We start from the raw sequence: 19,383 nt of genomic DNA on the forward strand, positions 1-19,383 counted from the left end.
CACAGTAAACAGTGGCTTGTTGCCATATTCAGGATCGATAAATGCCAGAATTACCAGAAGTTGAAGTGAGCCGGTTAGGTATTACACCTTGGCTGGAAGGGGTGGTGGTTGAACGAGTTGTGATCCGCCATCGGCAGTTGCGCTGGCCAATTCCCGCTGAAATTCATTTGCTCGAAGGCCAGCCTATTCAGCGAATAGAGCGTCGGGCCAAATATTTACTGCTACATTCCACATTAGGAACTGCGATCCTGCATCTGGGAATGTCTGGTCGTTTACGCATCTTACCGCTCGGAACTCCGGCTGAAAAACACGATCATGTAGATATCGAACTGGCTAATGGCAAGCTATTGCGTCTACATGATCCCCGGCGTTTTGGTGCTCTGTTGTGGACATCGGATGATCCCTCATTACATCCATTATTAGAAAAAATGGGGCCGGAGCCGCTTACCGACCTGTTCACGGGGAATTATCTGTGGCAACGCGGACGCAAAACGCAGAGTGCTATCAAACCCTGGTTAATGAACAATCAGATCGTGGTTGGTGTAGGTAATATCTATGCCAACGAAGCGCTGTTTATGTCGCGGATCCACCCCAAACGCGCTGTAAACTCCCTGTCACAGGTGGAGTGTCAGTTACTGGTCGATGCTGTCAAAACCGTCTTGGCCAGAGCCATTCAACAAGGGGGGACGACATTACGTGATTTCATGCGAACGGATGGTAAACCGGGCTATTTTGTTCAGGAGCTATTGGTCTATGGACGCGCGGGCCAGCCGTGTACGCTTTGTGCGCATCCGCTGGAAGAATTGCGACTAGGGCAACGCAGCAGTGTGTATTGCCCCATCTGTCAGCCGTTTGGCAATTAAGCCCGATTCAGGAGTTGTTTATGCCTGATCGCTTCCGCCACATTATCTGTGACAAACTGGCTGGCATCACCGCCATGTAACGCAATTTCTCTGACTAAGGTTGAAGAGACAAAAGCATATTGTTCCGCAGGCGGCAGAAAGATAATTTCCATTTCAGGCATCATGCGGCGATACATGGCCGCCAGTTGTGATTCATACTCAAAATCACTGCCTGTTCTTATGCCTCGCAACAGGATGGTTGCATTTTGTTCCTTCATGAAGTCGATCAACAGGTTGCTGAAACCAGTGATAGAGACATTAGATAATGACTGGCAAGCTTGTTGTGCCAACTGGATGCGTTCATCAAGGGAAAACAAAGGGCGTTTTCCCGGACTCGCGGCGACGGCCAGAATCACCTCATCAAATAAAGCGGCTGCGCGGTTGATCAAATCCAAGTGGCCGCATGTCAAAGGATCAAACGTTCCGGGAAATACGGCTTTCTGTGGCATGAAAATTTCACTCAAATGACATTAAATATTGGCTATTATAAAAGAGATAACCGTTATTTAGATACTGCAACGAATTTGCTTCGCAAAACCAGGGCAACCGGTTATCGTCCATACGCGACAACATCAAAGAGGATACATTATGTCTGCATTTTGGGGTGTGATTGCTCGATTACTCGTTGTGTCTTTATTGGCGCTATCGTTACCAGCGAAGGCTTCGATGATGTCGGCACAAGATACCATCGCAATTCATCAATCGACAGAACGCGTACACGTGATGCAATTTCTGGCCAGGGAAGATGTCGCAAAACAAATTGCTGCACAGGGTGTCGATATTGCATTAGTGAAACAGCGTGTGGCGGCGATGAGTGATGACGAAGTTAATCAGTTATCCCATAAAATTGATCAACTGCCCGCGGCCGGTTCTGATGTGCTCGGGGCGATTTTATTTGTCTTTATCGTCCTATTGGTTACCGATATTCTGGGTTTAACCAAGGTATTTCCATTTACACGCTCTGTTCGATAAGTGAAGCCTATACTGACCAAAGCCCTCCTGCTGGTGGGCTTTTTACTTTTGTCGTCTTGTGCGTCGCATGTTTCGTTTCCGAAGTCGGCACTCCATAGCTCGGAAAAGCAGCTTGTTGTTCCCTTTATTGCACAAGAGGATGCTTTTTGTGGGCCATCGGCATTGGCGATGGTGATCGACGCGCAACAGCAAAAAACAGTTTCCGTCTCTGAGCTGGCACGAGAGATGTTGTTACCGGCCCGGGGCGGTTCGTTACAGGCGGAACTCAAGGCCAGTACCCGACGGCAAGGTTATCTGGCTTACGAAATTTCACCCTCGTTACCCGCGCTTTTACGGGAAGTGGATGCCGGACGTCCAGTTATTGTCTTGGTGAATTTGGCATTCAACTGGTATCCGCGCTGGCATTATGCGGTAGTGACGGGCTATGACTTATCACAGCAAGAAATCATCGTACATTCGGGATCAGAAGCCAATCAGCACTGGTCATTTACCCAATTCGAGAATTTATGGCAGCGTAGCGGTCGTTGGGGATTGATTGTACTTCCTCCACAGCAGATCCCGCCGACTTCCGCTGACGAGACGCGTTATTTACAGGCTGTTGTTGATTTAGACCGGACCTCCGGGGCGTTAACGGCCATACCTGCGTATCGTGCTGCATTACAGCGGTGGCCTGACAATCTGACGGCCATGATTGGATTAGGCGTTGCGGCATATCAGCAACATGATCTGGTGCTGGCGCGACAATGGTTCCAACAGGCAACCAACGCCCATCCAGACTCTGCGGTGGCGGCGAACGATCTGGCGCAAACGTTACTGGATAGTCGTGAACCGGTAGAGGCATTTGGCTGGGCGCAGAAGGCCGTGTTATTGGGTGGCGGCCCATCAGCTCAAGATACCTTGCAACAGGTTCTACAGGCATTACATGCTCAATAAGCCGACAACCTATGCAAAGTTGTACGGAGACGAGTAGAATTGTAAGTTTATTTCACAGGGATTAGTTGATGACTGCGATTCGTATTCTGAAAAATGGCGGGCAGACCTGTTGTTTTGATCCGTCGTTGGCGCCTGATTTTACGCCGGATTACTTTTCAGTAGACTATTGGCAGCATCGGCACGCGATTACCGGCCAATCACATGGTCGGGGCATTACCTGGTTTATCCAACATCAGACGGCGCATTGGGTATTACGGCATTATTGGCGTGGTGGTCTGATTGGCCGTTATGTTCAGGATCAATTTTGCTTTACGCGACTTAATCTTACCCGATCGTTTGCAGAATTTAATTTGCTGCATAAATTGGTTGAGGATGAGCTGCCTGTCCCGCGCCCTGTTGCCGCACGTGTTGTGCGACAGGGTTTGTTTTATAAAGCAGATATTTTGATTGAGCGGATCCCCGGCGCGGAAGATCTGGTTCAGCTTCTCAAGCGGGATGCGCTGCCGCGCGATACTTGGCAGCAGATTGGGCAAGTCCTGGCACAATTTCATCAGGCCGGGGTTTACCATTCTGATCTCAATGCCCACAACATCTTACGAGATACATCGGGAAAGATATGGGTCATTGATTTCGATAAAGGCAATATTCGACGCCCGGGCCGTTGGCAGGCCAAGAATCTGGCCCGCTTGTATCGCTCTTTACAGAAAGAGTCGGCGTTGCATCCTCTTTTTCACTGGCAAAGCGATGATTGGCAGAATCTGCTGGTGGCCTATCAGGCTTATCGCTGAGAGAGAATGGATTCCAGCGCGTTCAGACTTTTCTCCAGTGCACCCTGATTGGCGGCGACGACATCAAAAGCAGCCATTCCCATCTGGTGTTGTTTTTCTTTGGCTAACAGCAATTCCTGTACGGTTGCCGCCAGTTCATCGTCGTTATGGATCACCTGACAGGCCTGTTTGGCAATTAACTGACGTGTAATATCACTGAAGTTAAAATAGTGCGGGCCAATGAGTGTCGGTTTTGCCAGTGCGGCGGGTTCCAGCAGGTTGTGTCCGCCAACCGGTACTAAACTGCCACCCATAAAGGCGAGGTCAGCCATCTGAAAGTAGTAAGCCATTTCCCCCATGCTATCACCCAGCAGTATCTGTTCGTCGGCAGCTACGCTGCGTTGTTCACTGCGGCGGCATAAAGAAAATCCCTGATTCTGACACAATAACGCAACATCATTAAAACGTTCAGGGTGCCGAGGCACTAACACTAACAAGGCATTCGGGATCTGTTGCAGAAGGATCTGATGAGCCCGCAGGATTTTTTCATCTTCTCCCTTGTGCGTGCTGGCCGCGATCCAGACGGGGCGGTTACCAAGCTGCTGGCGATATTGTTCTCCATTTTCGATTTGCGCTTGATCCATCTGGATATCAAATTTGATGGAGCCTGTAATGAGCAGCTTATTTTTATCGACCCCCAAGCGCTTAAAGCGCGCGGCATCGTCATGATGCTGGCACAGCAACAGGGTTAATGCGCGACTCATGTGTTGGAAGAAATGTCGGATATGTTGGTAACGCTGGCATGAACGCTCTGAGAGTCGAGCATTGAGGATCGCCACCGGTATCTTTTTCTGACCGCATTGCGCAAGTAAATTGGGCCACAGTTCGGTTTCCATGATCAACAATGCACGCGGATTAGCGGTGCGTAAAAAACGGGCGACAGCTCCCGGATAATCTAACGGGGCATAACGATGCTCAACCAGCGAACCCAGCCGGGCTGCTTGGTCAGCGCCAGTGCGCGTGGTGGTGGTTAATAAGATAGGCAGGTCAGGATGGCGCTGTTTTAGCGCTTTAATCAATGGTGTGACCGCAATCGTTTCACCAACACTGACGGCATGGATCCACAGCGGTGCAGATTTCAGGGGGGCGGGTATCCAGCCAAGATGTTCTTTCCAGCGGGAGCCAAATCCAGGTTTACCATGTCGGGGTCGGTAGAGCAAAAAGAGAATAAACGGTGAAAAGAGATAAATGATCAAAGTGTAAAGTATACGCATGAAAAGTAGCCGACACGGGAAATGGACCACAGTATCAGAAAATCTGATCCGACTAGCAAGAGACATTCGTGGTGCGCAAATGACGATGTTGCACTATTTTAAAGCGAAACAGCAGAAAACAGTGCGATCGTTAAAAATATAGTCTGCTATGCAGATGGATATCTTGTTTTTAATAACGGAATTATATTTTGTGTTTTTTTAAATATTAGGCTGATTAATCTGCTTTTGGTTATTAATGCTAATATTGGCTCTATTTTTGCAAAAAATATCGGAGATCTGTGTTGTTCGTGCACGGTTTGATACGCGGATATTTTTCACTCCTGCTCTTGTCTTTCGCCATATGGCAGTGATAGAAAGCGGTTAAACCAATTGTAGTTGTATAAAAAAAGGCCCAAATGGACTTGATGTCCGAGAATTGAGGGAATCTGAATGAAAAATACGTCAAAACTGCTCGTAGCTGTAGCGGTATCTACCGCGTTGTTTGGTTCTGTTTCTGTTATGGCAGAAGATACTATCAAAGTGGGTATCGCTGGCCCGCTGACTGGTCCTGTTGCTCAATATGGTGACATGGAATTTACCGGTGGTCTGATGGCCGTAGAACAAATCAATGCTGCTGGTGGTATTAAAGGTAAGAAACTGGAAGCCATCAAATACGATGATGCTTGTGATCCAAAACAAGCAGTTGCAGTTGCTAACAAAGTTGTGAACGACGGCGTGAAATATGTCATCGGTCATCTGTGCTCTGACAGCACATTGCCATCATCTGATGTCTATGAAGATGAAGGCATACTGATGATTACGCCGGCGGCAACTGCGCCAAAGATCACCGAACGTGGTTACAAGCTGGTGCTGCGTACTACGGGTCTGGATAGCGATCAGGGTCCAACTGCTGCAAACTACATCACTTCTCAGATCAAACCTAAAACGATTGCTGTTATCCACGATAAGAAACAGTACGGTGAAGGTATTGCCACTTCGGTTTACAACACACTGAAGAAAAATGGTGCCAACGTTGTCGATTTTGAAGGTATCACGGCAGGCGATAAAGATTTCTCTGCACTGATCGCTAAGTTGAAAGAGCTGAAAGTTGATTTTGTTTATTATGGTGGCTATCACCCTGAGCTGGGTTTGATCCTGCGTCAATCAGCCGAAAAAGGTTTCCATGCTAAATTCATGGGTCCGGAAGGGGTGGGTAACAAAGACATTTCTGCTATTGCAGGGAAAGCCTCTGAAGGCATGTATGTCACCATGCTGAAGAAATACGACCAAGACCCGGCTAATGCTAAACTGGTTGAAGCGTTCAAAGCGAAAAAACAAGATTACTCAGGTCCGTTCGTATGGACAACCTATGCAGCAATCCAGGCTTTGGCGGCGGGTATCAATGCTGCAGGTGATGAGCCTGCTGATATTGCTAAATATTTGCGCGGCAACAAGGTGGATACCGTTATGGGCCCACTGGAATGGTCAGCAAGCGGCGACCTGAAAAACTTTAAATTTGGTGTCTATCAGTGGCACGCGGATGGTACATCCAGCGTTCTGCAATAACATCCGCTAACATGATAAAGCGGGGCTGTCATTACGGCCCTGCTTTTTATTTATCGGGTTGGTAACTTTCTTTCCGCGCTGATCCCGTCTTTCGCGGATCGCTCAGGAACAACGGTCTATGTCTGAACAGATTTTTTACTTTATTCAGCAGTTGCTGAATGGTTTGACTATCGGCAGCACCTACGCGCTGATAGCGATTGGTTATACGATGGTGTATGGCATCATCGGCATGATTAACTTCGCGCATGGCGAAGTGTATATGATTGGCTCCTATATTGGCTTTATGGTCATTACGGCACTGATGATGATGGGAATCGACAGCTCGTTCCTATTAATGGGCGCTGCTTTCATCATCTCGATTCTGATCACCAGTTGCTATGGCTGGAGTATTGAACGTGTTGCTTATCGTCCATTACGTGGTAGCAATCGTCTCATCCCACTGATTTCAGCCATCGGGATGTCTATTTTCCTGCAAAACGTGGTGCGTTTTGCGCAGGGTTCTCGTGATATTGCGATGCCAGCCTTGGTACAAGGGGGCATCCAGTTTGGTACTAATAATACCGCCAGTCTTTCTTACATGCAGATCATCATCTTCGTGGTGACCTTCATTTCTATGTATGGCCTGTCACAGTTTATTTCTCGTTCCCGCATGGGGCGTGCTTGCCGTGCCTGCGCAGAAGATATCAAGATGGCGAACCTGCTGGGTATCGATACCAACAATGTGATTGCGCTGACCTTCATCATTGGTGCTGCGTTGGCTGCTATTGCCGGTATTCTGCTTGGTTTGTACTACGGCGTCATTAATCCTTCACTGGGTTTCATGGCCGGTCTGAAAGCCTTCACGGCAGCGGTTCTCGGTGGTATCGGTTCTATTCCGGGTGCGATGATTGGCGGCTTGATTCTGGGGGTGACTGAAGCCCTGACGTCAGCATATTTAAGCTCGGAATATAAAGATGTGGTGGCATTCGGTTTGTTGATTGCCATTCTGTTACTGATGCCAACAGGTATTTTAGGTCGTCCAGAGGTGGAAAAAGTATGAAGCATCTTAAACAGGCCTCTGTTGCCGGTTTGCTGACGCTGATTTTGTCGCTGTGGTTGTTTTGCTACCAGCTGCAAACTGAGGGCGTGGGTATCACCGTGGTTAGCCGCTTAAAAGAAAATGGCCCGATGGTCGCGCTGGCGGTCGTCATTGTATTCCTGTTCCAGTTGTTTCGAGATCAGATCGCCAGTGGTTTTTCAGCGCTGAAAGAAAATATTCCCGTATTGTCTTTACCCAGTACGACGGAGAATCCGCGGTTATATCGTGTGTTGCAGTTGTTACTGTTGGCCGCGGTGCTGGTGATCCCTTGTTTTGCTTCACGGAATCTGCTCGATTTAGGAACCTTGATTCTGATTTATGTCATGTTGGGATTAGGTCTGAATATTCAGGTCGGTCTAGCTGGGTTGTTGGATCTGGGCTATGTTGGCTTCTATGCCATTGGTGCTTATACCTATGCACTTCTGAACCAGCATTTTGGTCTAACGTTCTGGGAATGTCTGCCGATTGCCGGTGGTATGTCCGCTTTATTTGGCTTCCTGCTTGGTTTCCCTGTATTGCGTCTGCGCGGAGACTATCTGGCAATTGTGACGCTGGGATTCGGCGAGATCATCCGCATCCTACTGAACAACCTGACGACACTGACTGGTGGCCCAAATGGCATTACTGGTATTCCAAAACCGACATTATTCGGGTTGGAGTTCTCTCGTCGTCCGGAAGCTGGTGGCCGAGCATTCCACGAATTCTTTGGTATTCACTATGATGCCAACTATAAAATTGTGTTTTTGTATGTCATGGCAGTGCTGCTGGTGTTGTTTACCCTTCTGGTGATTAAACGCTTGCTGCGGATGCCATTGGGTCGTGCCTGGGAAGCGTTGCGGGATGATGAAATTGCCTGCCGTTCTCTGGGGCTGAATCCAACCGTTATCAAACTGACTGCATTTGCCATCGGTGCGGCTTTTGCCGGGTTTGCGGGTAGCTTCTTTGCTGCGCGTCAGGGCTTTATCAGCCCAGAATCATTTACCTTCATCGAGTCCGCCATCATTCTGGCAATTGTGGTTCTGGGGGGAATGGGCTCACTGGCGGGTGTTGTACTGGCGGCGATCATTATGACGGTACTGCCGGAGCTGCGGGCCTTTAATGAATACCGGATGCTGATGTTTGGTCTGTTGATGGTAGTTATGATGTTGTGGCGTCCACAGGGTCTGGTGCCAATGACTCGTCATCATGTGGAGTTGCCTAAATGAGTAAGTTATTAGAAGTCTCTGATCTGTCCATGCGCTTCGGCGGGCTGTTGGCAGTCAATGGCGTCAAACTGCAACTGAAAGAAAAAGAAATTGTCTCCATCATCGGGCCGAACGGTGCAGGTAAGACAACGGTATTTAACTGCCTAACCGGGTTTTACAGACCTACCCACGGCATCATCCGTTTCCGTGATGAAGAAATACAAGGGTTGCCGGGGCATGAAATTGCCCGGAAAGGGGTGGTGCGAACCTTCCAGCATGTGCGTCTGTTTAAAGAGATGACCGTACTGGAAAATCTGCTGGTTGCCCAACATCGGCACATGAATACCAGTTTCATCGGTGGATTGTTGAAGAGCCCGGCATTTCGTCGTTCGGAACGTGAAGCGTTGGAGCGGGCCAAATTTTGGCTGGATACCATCGGACTGACAGAACTGTCGAACCGCTCTGCCGGTAACTTGGCTTATGGTCAGCAACGTCGCCTGGAAATTGTGCGCTGCATGTGTACCCAGCCCAAAATTCTGATGCTGGATGAACCTGCCGCGGGCCTGAATCCGAAAGAAACCGAAGATCTGAACAATCTTATCCGTCAGTTGCGTGATCAGTTTGATGTGTCCGTCTTGTTGATCGAACACGATATGAAACTGGTCATGGACATTTCCGATTACATCTATGTGGTGAATCAGGGAACGCCACTGGCTGATGGCAAGCCAGCAGAAGTGCGTGATAATCCGGCCGTGATCAAGGCCTATCTGGGCGAATCGTAGGAGATAACCGATGTTAGAAGTGAAAAACGTCTCAACCTTCTACGGTAAGATTGCGGCGCTGACCGATGTCAGCGTACATATCAAAAAGGGCGAAATTGTCTCCCTGATTGGTGCTAACGGTGCGGGTAAAACCACGCTGCTGATGACGATCTGTGGTGATCCGAAACCTTCACAGGGGCAGATCCTGTTTGAAGGCCGGGATATTACACAAGATACCACCTCAGCCATCATGCGCGGGGATATTGCGATTGTGCCGGAAGGGCGCCGAATTTTCTCGCGCTTGACAGTGGAAGAAAACCTGAGCATGGGCGCCTTCTTTATCAATGATAAAGAAGAAAAGATTGCGCTGATGGATGAGGTCTTCAATCTGTTTCCGCGACTGAAGGAGCGTATCAATCAGCGTGCTGGCACTATGTCCGGTGGCGAGCAGCAGATGCTGGCGATAGGTCGTGCCCTGATGAGCAAACCACGCCTGTTGTTCCTTGATGAACCATCACTGGGGCTGGCTCCGCTGGTGATTCAGCAGATTTTCGACATCGTACAGCAATTGCGTGAGGAACGTGGGATGACGATCTTCCTGGTCGAGCAGAATGCGAATCAGGCGCTGAAATTGGCGGATCGCGGCTATGTGCTGGAGACCGGACGTATTGTGCTGGAAGATACGGGCGAAGCTTTGCTGGCCAATCCTGCAGTGCGAAACGCTTATCTGGGTGGTTAATTTTTTTTAAAAACAGATCTTTTCTGTAACAATCGGGTAAACTGTGCGCATGCCTCTGAGGAGATAATGATGACACAGTTTACCCGAATTTCTATTCAACAAGCTGCCGCACTGCTAAAGCAATCTCCTGTCTGCCTGGCCGATATCCGAGACGCAGGTTCATATAATGCCGCACATGTTGCGGGTGCTTATCATCTGACGAATGATACCTTGTCACAGTTCACACAGTCGGTGGCGAAAGACACGCCGGTGCTGGTAATGTGTTATCACGGAAACAGCAGTCAGGGTGCGGCCAATTATCTGGTCAGCCTCGGTTATCAATCCGTATATAGCATCGATGGTGGTTTTGAAAGCTGGCGACACGTCTATCCATTTACGGCAACAGTATGATACTGCTGATTGAACTCAATGATCTTCAGCTTGCGCAAATGCTGGCTGATTATCTGCAGGGGCAACAAATTTCCTGTCAAATACACAGCTCGGAAACGGGTGTAGCACTCTGGTTGTTAGATGAAAATCAGGCTGGCTTGGCGGAGACGGAAATTCAGCGTTTCATTCACGAGCCGTATCATCCCCGTTATCGGGAAGCGGCTTGGCAGCAAGAAAAATCGGTGAGTTGGCGCGCTGCTGCCGATTCTCATCTAATGTCTGAACTCGTATTGCAAGCCCAGCCATTAATGTTGGTAGTTACCGGTCTGGTATTGATTGAGTATCTGCTTCGCTCCATGGGTTTACCGGTGGAGTCTTGGTTATCATTTGAGTGGCCATGGCTGAATGGTCAGATTTGGCGTCTCTTTACACCCGTATTCCTCCATTTTTCTGTCATTCATCTGCTGTTTAACCTTTCCTGGTGGTGGTATCTGGGCGGTAGAACAGAACAACGTTATGGTGTCAGCAAACTTGCCATTGTGCTCATTTCCGGCGCATTGATCCCAAATGTCTTACAAGCGATGGTCTCCGGTAATACGTTCGGCGGATTATCCGGTGTCACTTATGCACTGTTAGGTTATCTATGGCTGCGGGAACGACACTCAGAACAAGCGCAAATGACGGTTTCAAATGGTTTGTTTATCTTTATGCTGTGTTGGTTGACGTTAGGGTTTGCGGATATTCTGCCGGTGAATACGGCTAATTTTGCACATTTAGGCGGCTTGTTAGTGGGGCTGGTTCAAGGCTGGCGGGATAGCCGTCGCGCTACCCCTCGCAGTTCGTGAAGGTTATTGGTATAGGTAGTTGGTAAAGATCAGGTCGCGAACCAGATTTTTTCCAGTCTCCTTTTGGAGTCGTTCGTTTATTTTATCCTGACATTCTAAGCGGATCACTTCCCGGCCTTTGAGAGAGCGGATATGTTCGACGGTTTCTTTTCCCAATACGTCATTGATGGTATCGCGAATCAATGGTTCGTGTTTTTGGACTAACGCCAATTCGGCAGCACTATTGACCATGAGCTCAACTTTGACGCGGATATATCCCATTTCATTGTTGGTCGTGATGTAATTAGTAATGATTTCAGGGTCAAGGGAAAAATAAGTAATGACGGGTTTGTTCGGATCTTCGGTTTTTCCACCCTCACCGCCGCCTTCTGAGGCTAGTACCAAAAACGGGATCAGGCAACATAACCAGAGTAAACGTGACATGATTTTCATAACTAAATTCCGGGCAGCAAATAACAGCCAAAGTGAGTGTTAAGTAAATTGTTCAAGGCAAACGCATTTTCGTCAAGCTTGATGAGGCCGCAATACGATCTACTCACCGATGTAGAGGATCTGGATCAACTTGTTTGGCTTTCGGCAACATCAATGACATGGCCGGAACGTTATGCCGACTGGTTATTTGATCCGACGTCATTAACCGCCAAACTTTGTCAGCATACTTCGCAGCTCAGGGTTCATTTGTTGACCTCTGGTTGGATACCATCGAAAGCAACATCTTCCACTCAGCTCATGCGACAAGTCTTATTATCAGATGATGAGCGGCCATGGATCTGGGGGCTCACTCAAGTGACGACCAGCCAGCTTCAGAATGAACCTGATTTATTGAATTGGAAAGCGCAACCGCTGGGGACGCTGCTATTTGCTGCAGCAGAAGAACAGAATAGCTGCAGGGAGTTTGAGGTGGCAGATTTTTCGACACAGGCTTCCTTTGCCAAGCTGTTGCCGCAATGGGGATGTACAGAGACTCATCCGCTTTGGGGCCGTCGTTCCACCGTGTGTTTTCGTTCCTGTCAGCTAAGCTTAACTGAGGTTTTTTTACCTCAACACCCGATGTATGGAGTGTGACTAATGATGTCGGTAATACCTACCCAATGGCAACCCTACTGGCAATTGGCGCGTTTGGACAAACCCATTGGTACATTATTATTGCTATGGCCGACCCTTTGGGCCTTGTGGTTAGCGTCGGGGGGAATGCCCTCTTTTTCATTGTTAATTGTGTTCTCACTCGGTGTGGTCGTGATGCGTGCAGCCGGATGTGTGATCAACGATTATGCCGACCGTCATTTTGATGGACACGTAAAACGTACCGCCTTCAGACCATTGCCTTCTGGACGCATCACGACCTTTCGGGCCTTATCTTTTTTCCTGATATTGGTGGTGGTTGCATTCTTGCTCGTTTGGCAACTTAATCGCTTCACGATTTATCTTTCTACGGGTGGATTGTTGCTCGCCGCCGTTTATCCGTTTATGAAACGAGTCACTTCACTGCCTCAAGTCATTCTCGGAATGGCGTTCTCGTGGGCGATCCCCATGGCTTATGCTGCCGTCACCGGGCATTTGAGCCTTATCAGCTGGCTACTCTTCTTGGCTAATCTGTTATGGACCGTGGCCTACGATACGATGTATGCGATGGTTGATCGGGATGATGATGTGAAAATCGGCATCAAATCAACGGCAATCCTGTTCGGTAAAAATGATAGGTTGTATATCGCATTATTGCAGTTCAGTACTTTGGCTTTATTGAGCTTGGTTGGCTGGTTATCTGAACTGACAATCAGTTATTTTATGGCCTTGTTGGTCGCGCTCTGTTTATTCATCTATCAACAATATTTGATCTGGCATCGTCAACGTGACGCCTGTTTTAAGGCTTTTTTGAACAACAACTGGGTTGGTGTTGTCGTATTTGCGGGCATTTTATTTTCTCAGTGGTAGCTAGTTTGTAGATGAGCCTTTGTTTTTATACAGATAACTGTATATACTCACAGTTATCTGTATAAAAACACAGGCTTATCTCATGAAGCAGCTTACCCCCCGTCAAGCCGAAGTACTGGCTCTTATTCGTTCTGCTGTGCAACAAACTGGAATGCCACCGACGCGAGCCGAGATTGCTTCTGAGCTTGGGTTTAAATCAGCCAACGCAGCGGAAGAGCATCTGAAAGCACTGGCTAAAAAAGGCGTGATCCGAATGATGCCAGGCACTTCCCGTGGCATACAATTATTGACCGATGAGGAACCAGAAGAAGAGGGATTGCCGCTCATTGGTCAAGTGGCGGCAGGAGAACCTATTCTGGCCCAACAACATATCGAAACCCATTACCAAATAGACGGCTCGTTATTCCATCCCCGTGCCGATTTTCTATTGCGGGTGCATGGCATGAGCATGAAAAATATCGGTATCTTAGATGGCGATTTGCTTGCTGTGCATAAAACCACCCAAGCGAATAATGGTCAGGTTATAGTTGCCAGAGTCGGGGATGATGAAGTAACCGTGAAGCGTTTTGAGCGCAAGGGAAATACCGTGCGTTTACTGCCCGAGAATGAAGAACTGGAACCTATAGTGGTTGATTTGACACAAGAACAACTCAGTATTGAAGGATTGGCTGTCGGCGTGATCCGCAATGGTAGTTGGATGTAACCACAAAACAGTGAGCCGAGTTTGCTCTCGACTCACTTACTTTCTTTATACCGCCCCGGCAAAACCTAATTGACGCCAGCTTTCATAGACGAACACAGACACTGCATTTGAAAGATTCATACTGCGACTTTGCGGCAGCATCGGGATCCGCAGTCGTTGTGCTTCCGGCAGACTTTCAATGATCGACATAGGAAGCCCACGGGTTTCAGGTCCAAACAGCAAAACGTCACCCGCCTGAAATCCGGCATCCGAGGGGTAGGCTTTACCCTTAGTGGTACAAGCAAACAGCCGAGCATCACCGACATCATTCAAAAATGCTGAAAAATCAGCATGACGTTTGATCTCTGCAAACTCATGGTAGTCGAGGCCTGCACGCCGCAGACGTTTATCATCCCAGGCAAACCCGGTGGGTTCGATGATGTGCAGGAAATATCCGGTGTTGGCGCAAAGACGGATAATGTTGCCAGTATTAGGCGGTATCTCTGGTTCGTATAACGCAATATGTAGCATAGCAGGCCAGGTATTGATCTCGAGTCATCGTGAATAACTGTTATTGTTGTCAGATAATTGACAATTATGTGGATAACTTCGCTAAAAGTTGATCTTTTATAAAGATGTCATGTAACAACGAACTATATTATTACATATATAAATGTAGTTATCTCATCCTGTCGCCTGATGGGTTGCGATGAAATTATAGTGAGTAGAAAGATAGTATATGCAGCTGACTTTATTTACGGATTATGCCTTACGAACGCTGGTGTTTCTGGCCTTGCAACCGGAACAGCATTTATCCACGATTACTGAAGTGGCTGATCGCTTTTCTATTTCTCGTAATCATGTGGTCAAAATTGTTCATCAGCTGGGCATGAAAGGATATATCGAAACTATTCGTGGAAAACATGGTGGTATTCGTTTGGCTCGCGTAAGTTCCGAAATCAATCTGGGTGATTTGATTGCGGATATGGAAAATGTGAGTTGTTTACTGGATTGTCAGCGTGAAGGCTGCCGGTTAGCTCCGGGATGTCGTTTCCAATCCATCATGCGAAAAGCCATGCGGGCATTTATGGGCGTATTGGCTGAATTCACGCTTGCGGATTTGGTGAAAGACGAAGAGCGGATGTGCGGTCTGCTGGGACTGAATATCCCTGTCATGGCTGTTGACGCGGTTTAACTGCAAACTGCTTGTTTAACCATAAATCCAGAAAAGCCACAGCATTCAGCCTGTGGCTTTTTTCGTGGTATTAATCTTTCCAAAATGAAGGGAAGAGTAAGACTGCGACGGTTAATACCTCTAAACGTCCCAACATCATGTCTCCAGCCAGCACCCATTTTGCGGCATCCGGTAAACTGGAAAAATTCCCCGCAGGACCTATTTTGCTGCCTAAACCAGGGCCGATATTACCCATGGCAGTGATGGCTCCACTAATCGCTTCCTGTGGCGTCAGATTAAACATACCGAGGACAATGGCACTTAGGGTAATGATTGCCAGATAACTGAGCACAAAGGCGACAATAGAGCGGACAATGGCGTCATTGACCGGACGACCATTGTATTTTTGTGGGAATACCCCAGCAGGGTGCATCAATTGGCGGGCTTGCTTTTGAAACAAGGCTCCTGCAATTTGAATGCGGAACAGTTTTAATCCACCCGAGGTGGAACCAGAACACGCCCCCAGAAACATGAGTAAGATAAAAATCACGGTAGTCATATAACTCCAGTGACTAAAATCTGTTAAACGGTATCCGGTAGTGGTCAGGATAGAAATGACATTGAATGTGGTAATGCGAAAGGCATCTTCCAGACTGAAGGTGCTTGAATACCAGAGCCAAACACTCATCAGCAGACTCGTTCCCAGCACTAACCAGAAAAAACCACGCACTTGAGCATCCCGAAACAGTAAACCTTCCCGGCGACGCACGCTTTGTACGTAGAGTATGAAGGGCAGCCCGCCTAAGAACATAAATACACTGGCGACCCACTGCGCCTGTGGCGAGAAGGCATTCATGGAAATGTCGTGCGTCGAAAAACCGCCTGTACTTAATGTCGTCATGGCATGATTAATGGCATCAAATAATGACATGCCACTAAACCAATAACAGAGACAACAGATCAAGCTAAGCGCGACATAGACAATGAGAATATTACGAGCCACACCGGACATGCGAGGTGTATCTCTCTCTGAACGATCAGATGATTCCATCTGGAATAATTTCATCCCACCTACGTTCAGATAGGGTAATACGGCAACAGCAAGAATAATGAAGCCGACACCACCGAGCCACTGTAACAGCGAGCGCCATAGCAGGATTGCCGGCGGCATTCTGTCCAGCCCGCTCATAACGGTGGAGCCTGTCGTCGTTAAGCCGGACATGGCTTCAAAGTAAGCATCGGTAAAATGCAGTTTACTGAGGAATAAGAAAGGCAGCGTCGCGAAAGCGCAGGCAACAAGCGAGACCAGACTCGTCATTACAAACATATCTCTGACGCTCAGACGGAATGTTTGCTGATATCCCAGCCGGATCAACAGTAAGGCCGCTACATGCGTGATCACCGCAGAAGCGAGAAACTCCGCCGTTCCTGCCGTACCACTAAAAAAAGCAACCAATAGTGGTAACCACATAAAGAGGGCCAGTTTCGATAGCGTCAGGCCAATAACGAAGGTAATGGATTTAAAATTAATCATATGACCTACAAGAAGAACGGGCTTGGCTGGAATAGACGTTCAACCTCGGGGATATGTTTTTTATCCACTAAAAACATTACCACGTGGTCATCCTGTTGGATCACGGTTGAATCATGTGCGATCAATACTTCATCACCCCGCACAATGGCGCCAATGGTGGCACCTGGCGGCAGTTTCAATTCGCCAATAGATCGACCCACGACTTTGGAGGTATGTTCGTCACCATGAGCAATCGCTTCGATTGCTTCGGCTACACCGCGGCGCAGTGAATAGACGTTGGCAATATCGGCTCGACGGACATGGGTCAATAAGGCAGAGATTGTCGCTTGTTGGGGTGATACGGCAATATCAATGGTGCCACCCTGAACCAGATCTACATAAGCGCTGCGTTGAATTAACACAATCGCTTTCCGGGCACCGAGTTTCTTTGCCAACATGGCAGACATGATGTTGGCTTCATCATCATTGGTAACGGCAATGAATACATCAATCTGTTCGATATGTTCTTCTTGCAATAATTCCTGGTTGGCGGAATCACCACAGAAGACAATGGTTTCTTCCAGCATTTCGGAAAGCGCTTCCGCACGTTCCGGATTGCGCTCAATCAGCTTAACGCTGTATCGACCTTCCAATTGACGAGCCAGACCGGCACCGACGTTCCCACCACCAACGATCATGATCCGGCGGTATGGGCTTTCCAGACGCTGCAATTCCGACATGACGGCCCGAATATGACCTGACGCAGCAACGAAGAACACTTCATCATCGGCCTCAATGATGGTTGTGCCTTGCGGACGGATAGAACGACCCTGTCGGAAGATGGCGGCCACACGTGTATCAATGTTTGGCATATGTTCTTTCAGGGTAGCCAGTGCGTTACCGACCAATGGGCCACCGTAATAGGCTTTAACGGCGACCAGACCGAGGCGTCCGCCAGCAAAATCGGCCACCTGTAGCGCGCCAGGATATTCAATCAGACGACGCATGTATTCAATAACGAGCTGTTCCGGCGAGATCAAATGATCAATATGGAAGACTTCGCCCTTAAAGAGTTTCTCTCTGGAGGACAAATAGGCGTGAGAGCGGATCCGGGCTACTTTATTTGGAATATTGAACAGAGAATATGCAATTTGGCAGGCCACCATATTGCATTCATCACTGCTGGTGACGGCAACCAGCATGTCAGCATCATCAGCACCGGCTTCACGCAACACGCCGGGGTAAGAACCCGGACCACATACGATACGCAGATCATATTTATCTTGTAATTCGCGTAGTCGTTCCGCATCGGTATCCACGAGCGTAATTTCGTTATTTTCACCAACCAGATTTTCGGCCAGTGTGCCGCCAACTTGTCCGGCGCCGACAATAATGATTTTCATGCTGTAATCCGCTTAGTCAATTTGGCGTAGAAAAAGCCGTCCATCTGCTGCTCTCCGGGGTAAATTTGCCAGCCAGGTTGTTCGGTTGTGTCTTTCGCGTGCAACGGAACATGAATTGCGTCGGCAGTTCGTTCCAGAAACGATTTTATTTGCAGACTATTTTCATCAGATAATATGGAGCATGTGGCATATAACAAAGTACCACCGGGTTTTAATTGTTGCCACATTGCATCCAAAATCAGGCTTTGCAGATGAGCCAATTCGCTAATATCTTCTGCACGGCGTAACCATTTGATATCCGGATGCCGCCGGATCACCCCTGTTGCCGAACAGGGGGCATCTAATAAAATTCGATCAAACTGCGGCCCATCCCACCATAGTTCTGGCTGCGAGGCATCGCCGTTGATCAGTGTGGCATCTAGTTTGATGCGTTGTAAATTTTCACTTACACGCATCAAGCGCTTGGCATCGCTATCAACGGCGATTAATTGCTTGAGCGCGGGCTGTCTTTCCAATATATGCGCGGTTTTACCGCCGGGAGCAGCACAGGCATCGAGAATTATTTCGTCCGGCTGCGGGTCGAGTAGCCAAGCTGCATGTTGCGCCGCAGCGTCTTGCACAGAACAAAGCCCCTCACTGAAACCCGGTAGCTCATTCACATCACAGGCCTTCTCCAGCAATAATGCAGAATCACAAGATGGATGCAGGGTGCTGTGAATCCCTTGCTGCATTAGCAGCTGTTGATAGTCATCGCGAGTCTGCTGGCTGAGATTGACTCTAAGCCACATGGGCGGGTATTCATTGCCTGCCTGTAATACGGAAACATAACCATACTGGCAGGATTGTTTGATTTTTTTCAATAACCAGCGTGGATAACTGAAGCGTGTTGCTTCATTTTTATCTGCCGCCACCAACAACTCGGCTTGCTGGCGCTGTGCATTACGTAAGACACCGTTGATCAAGGCCCGGAAGCTGTCGCCGTTAAGGGCACCAGAGGCATTAACGGTTTCTGCCAATACCGCATGGGCGGGTATGCGGGTATACAGCAGTTGATACAATCCGACCAATAACAGATAGTGCAGTGTCCGATGTTTACCTTTTAACGGGCGCTCAATCAGTTTTTCGGCAATAAACTCCAGGCGGTTCAGCCAACGCAACGTGCCGTAACAGATTTCCTGTAATAAAGCCCGGTCTTTAGCTGCGATCAAGGGTTGTGCAGCAGGCAATGCGGTAGAAAGCGAGAGGCCCTGTTCCACTACCTGATAAACGACTTTAGCGGCCGTTGCCCTAACTTTCATAAATGGTCACTC

At 48.3% G+C, this 19,383-nt stretch carries 22 protein-coding genes; 15 read left to right on the forward strand and 7 right to left on the reverse strand.

Translation table 11 applies throughout. The features are described 5' to 3' along the window. Positions 1-41: 41 nt before the first annotated feature. A complete protein-coding gene (mutM, locus tag H027_RS0109120) occupies positions 42-863 on the forward strand; it encodes a bifunctional DNA-formamidopyrimidine glycosylase/DNA-(apurinic or apyrimidinic site) lyase (RefSeq protein WP_024872150.1) in 822 nt (273 codons plus the stop codon). Here the strand turns inward: mutM and coaD are convergent. Then, on the reverse strand, positions 860-1,351 hold the full coding sequence (gene coaD, locus H027_RS0109125; protein WP_024872151.1) for a pantetheine-phosphate adenylyltransferase: 492 nt from the start codon (positions 1,349-1,351) through the stop codon (positions 860-862). The two genes, mutM and coaD, sit on opposite strands and share 4 nt — an antisense overlap. Positions 1,352-1,490: 139 nt before the next feature. Here coaD and H027_RS0109130 point away from each other — a divergent pair, with 139 nt between their 5' ends. The 3 genes from H027_RS0109130 (at position 1,491) to H027_RS0109140 (ending at position 3,595) form a co-directional block, all read left to right on the forward strand. Beyond that, positions 1,491-1,874, forward strand: a complete 384-nt coding sequence (locus tag H027_RS0109130; protein WP_024872152.1) for a PA2779 family protein — start codon at positions 1,491-1,493, stop codon at positions 1,872-1,874. Next, positions 1,875-2,807, forward strand: a complete 933-nt coding sequence (locus tag H027_RS0109135; protein ID WP_038149237.1) for a PA2778 family cysteine peptidase — start codon at positions 1,875-1,877, stop codon at positions 2,805-2,807. 68 nt (positions 2,808-2,875) lie between these two features. Next, positions 2,876-3,595, forward strand: coding sequence for a 3-deoxy-D-manno-octulosonic acid kinase (locus tag H027_RS0109140; RefSeq protein WP_038149239.1), 720 nt, complete (start codon positions 2,876-2,878; stop codon positions 3,593-3,595). Here the strand turns inward: H027_RS0109140 and waaA are convergent. Then, a complete protein-coding gene (waaA, locus tag H027_RS0109145) occupies positions 3,586-4,848 on the reverse strand; it encodes a lipid IV(A) 3-deoxy-D-manno-octulosonic acid transferase (RefSeq protein ID WP_024872155.1) in 1,263 nt (420 codons plus the stop codon). The genes H027_RS0109140 and waaA overlap by 10 nt on opposite strands. A gap of 429 nt (positions 4,849-5,277) precedes the next feature. On the opposite strand from waaA, the gene H027_RS0109150 reads away from it, so the two are divergent. From H027_RS0109150 to glpG, 7 genes are all read left to right on the forward strand, one after another. After that, on the forward strand, positions 5,278-6,393 hold the full coding sequence (locus H027_RS0109150; RefSeq protein WP_024872156.1) for a branched-chain amino acid ABC transporter substrate-binding protein: 1,116 nt from the start codon (positions 5,278-5,280) through the stop codon (positions 6,391-6,393). Between the two features lie 118 nt (positions 6,394-6,511). Further along, the gene (livH, locus tag H027_RS0109155; protein ID WP_024872157.1) at positions 6,512-7,432 is read left to right on the forward strand and encodes a high-affinity branched-chain amino acid ABC transporter permease LivH; all 921 of its coding nucleotides are present in this window, start codon (positions 6,512-6,514) and stop codon (positions 7,430-7,432) included. Further along, positions 7,429-8,676: a high-affinity branched-chain amino acid ABC transporter permease LivM gene (locus H027_RS0109160; protein WP_024872158.1), complete on the forward strand. Its 1,248-nt coding sequence runs from the start codon at positions 7,429-7,431 to the stop codon at positions 8,674-8,676. Before livH ends, H027_RS0109160 begins: the two co-directional genes overlap by 4 nt. Beyond that, positions 8,673-9,437: a high-affinity branched-chain amino acid ABC transporter ATP-binding protein LivG gene (gene livG / locus H027_RS0109165; protein WP_024872159.1), complete on the forward strand. Its 765-nt coding sequence runs from the start codon at positions 8,673-8,675 to the stop codon at positions 9,435-9,437. Before H027_RS0109160 ends, livG begins: the two co-directional genes overlap by 4 nt. 10 nt (positions 9,438-9,447) lie before the next feature. Next, the gene (locus H027_RS0109170; RefSeq protein ID WP_024872160.1) at positions 9,448-10,155 is read left to right on the forward strand and encodes an ABC transporter ATP-binding protein; all 708 of its coding nucleotides are present in this window, start codon (positions 9,448-9,450) and stop codon (positions 10,153-10,155) included. 69 nt (positions 10,156-10,224) lie between these two features. After that, complete coding sequence (gene glpE, locus H027_RS0109175; RefSeq protein ID WP_024872161.1) at positions 10,225-10,545, forward strand: thiosulfate sulfurtransferase GlpE; 321 nt, start codon at positions 10,225-10,227, stop codon at positions 10,543-10,545. After that, positions 10,542-11,369, forward strand: a complete 828-nt coding sequence (gene glpG, locus H027_RS0109180) for a rhomboid family intramembrane serine protease GlpG (protein ID WP_024872162.1) — start codon at positions 10,542-10,544, stop codon at positions 11,367-11,369. Before glpE ends, glpG begins: the two co-directional genes overlap by 4 nt. Before the next feature lie 3 nt (positions 11,370-11,372). On the opposite strand, the gene H027_RS0109185 is transcribed toward glpG, so the two are convergent. Beyond that, positions 11,373-11,801 carry a flagellar basal body-associated FliL family protein gene (locus H027_RS0109185; protein ID WP_024872163.1) on the reverse strand — a complete coding sequence of 143 codons (429 nt, stop codon included), beginning with the start codon at positions 11,799-11,801 and terminating at the stop codon, positions 11,373-11,375. An 81-nt stretch (positions 11,802-11,882) separates the two neighbouring features. Here H027_RS0109185 and H027_RS0109190 point away from each other — a divergent pair, with 81 nt between their 5' ends. The 3 genes from H027_RS0109190 to lexA all read left to right on the forward strand — a co-directional run bounded on the left by H027_RS0109190 (position 11,883) and on the right by lexA (position 14,004). Then, positions 11,883-12,434: a chorismate--pyruvate lyase family protein gene (locus H027_RS0109190; protein WP_081741449.1), complete on the forward strand. Its 552-nt coding sequence runs from the start codon at positions 11,883-11,885 to the stop codon at positions 12,432-12,434. 3 nt (positions 12,435-12,437) lie between these two features. Beyond that, the gene (gene ubiA, locus H027_RS0109195; RefSeq protein ID WP_024872165.1) at positions 12,438-13,301 is read left to right on the forward strand and encodes a 4-hydroxybenzoate octaprenyltransferase; all 864 of its coding nucleotides are present in this window, start codon (positions 12,438-12,440) and stop codon (positions 13,299-13,301) included. Between the two features lie 82 nt (positions 13,302-13,383). Then, positions 13,384-14,004, forward strand: coding sequence for a transcriptional repressor LexA (gene lexA / locus H027_RS0109200; RefSeq protein WP_024872166.1), 621 nt, complete (start codon positions 13,384-13,386; stop codon positions 14,002-14,004). A 45-nt stretch (positions 14,005-14,049) separates the two neighbouring features. Here the strand turns inward: lexA and trmL are convergent, their stop codons facing one another. Then, positions 14,050-14,514 (reverse strand): tRNA (uridine(34)/cytosine(34)/5-carboxymethylaminomethyluridine(34)-2'-O)-methyltransferase TrmL, encoded by a 465-nt coding sequence (gene trmL, locus H027_RS0109205; protein ID WP_024872167.1) that lies wholly within the window; start codon positions 14,512-14,514, stop codon positions 14,050-14,052. Positions 14,515-14,722: 208 nt separating this feature from the next. On the opposite strand from trmL, the gene H027_RS0109210 reads away from it, so the two are divergent. After that, positions 14,723-15,178: an Rrf2 family transcriptional regulator gene (locus tag H027_RS0109210; protein WP_024872168.1), complete on the forward strand. Its 456-nt coding sequence runs from the start codon at positions 14,723-14,725 to the stop codon at positions 15,176-15,178. 70 nt (positions 15,179-15,248) lie between these two features. Here H027_RS0109210 and H027_RS0109215 read toward each other — a convergent pair whose 3' ends face one another. From H027_RS0109215 to rsmB, 3 genes are read right to left on the reverse strand one after another with little or no spacing between them, the layout of a single operon-like run. Continuing rightward, entirely contained in the window at positions 15,249-16,691 is a 1,443-nt protein-coding gene (locus H027_RS0109215; RefSeq protein ID WP_024872169.1) for a TrkH family potassium uptake protein, read from the reverse strand. A gap of 5 nt (positions 16,692-16,696) precedes the next feature. Then, the gene (gene trkA / locus H027_RS0109220; protein ID WP_024872170.1) at positions 16,697-18,073 is read right to left on the reverse strand and encodes a Trk system potassium transporter TrkA; all 1,377 of its coding nucleotides are present in this window, start codon (positions 18,071-18,073) and stop codon (positions 16,697-16,699) included. Next, positions 18,070-19,371 (reverse strand): 16S rRNA (cytosine(967)-C(5))-methyltransferase RsmB, encoded by a 1,302-nt coding sequence (gene rsmB, locus H027_RS0109225; RefSeq protein WP_024872171.1) that lies wholly within the window; start codon positions 19,369-19,371, stop codon positions 18,070-18,072. Before rsmB ends, trkA begins: the two co-directional genes overlap by 4 nt. Positions 19,372-19,383: the final 12 nt, after the last annotated feature.

This window comes from Tolumonas lignilytica (genome assembly GCF_000527035.1).
In the GTDB taxonomy this organism is placed as follows: Bacteria; Pseudomonadota; Gammaproteobacteria; order Enterobacterales; family Aeromonadaceae; genus Tolumonas; species Tolumonas lignilytica.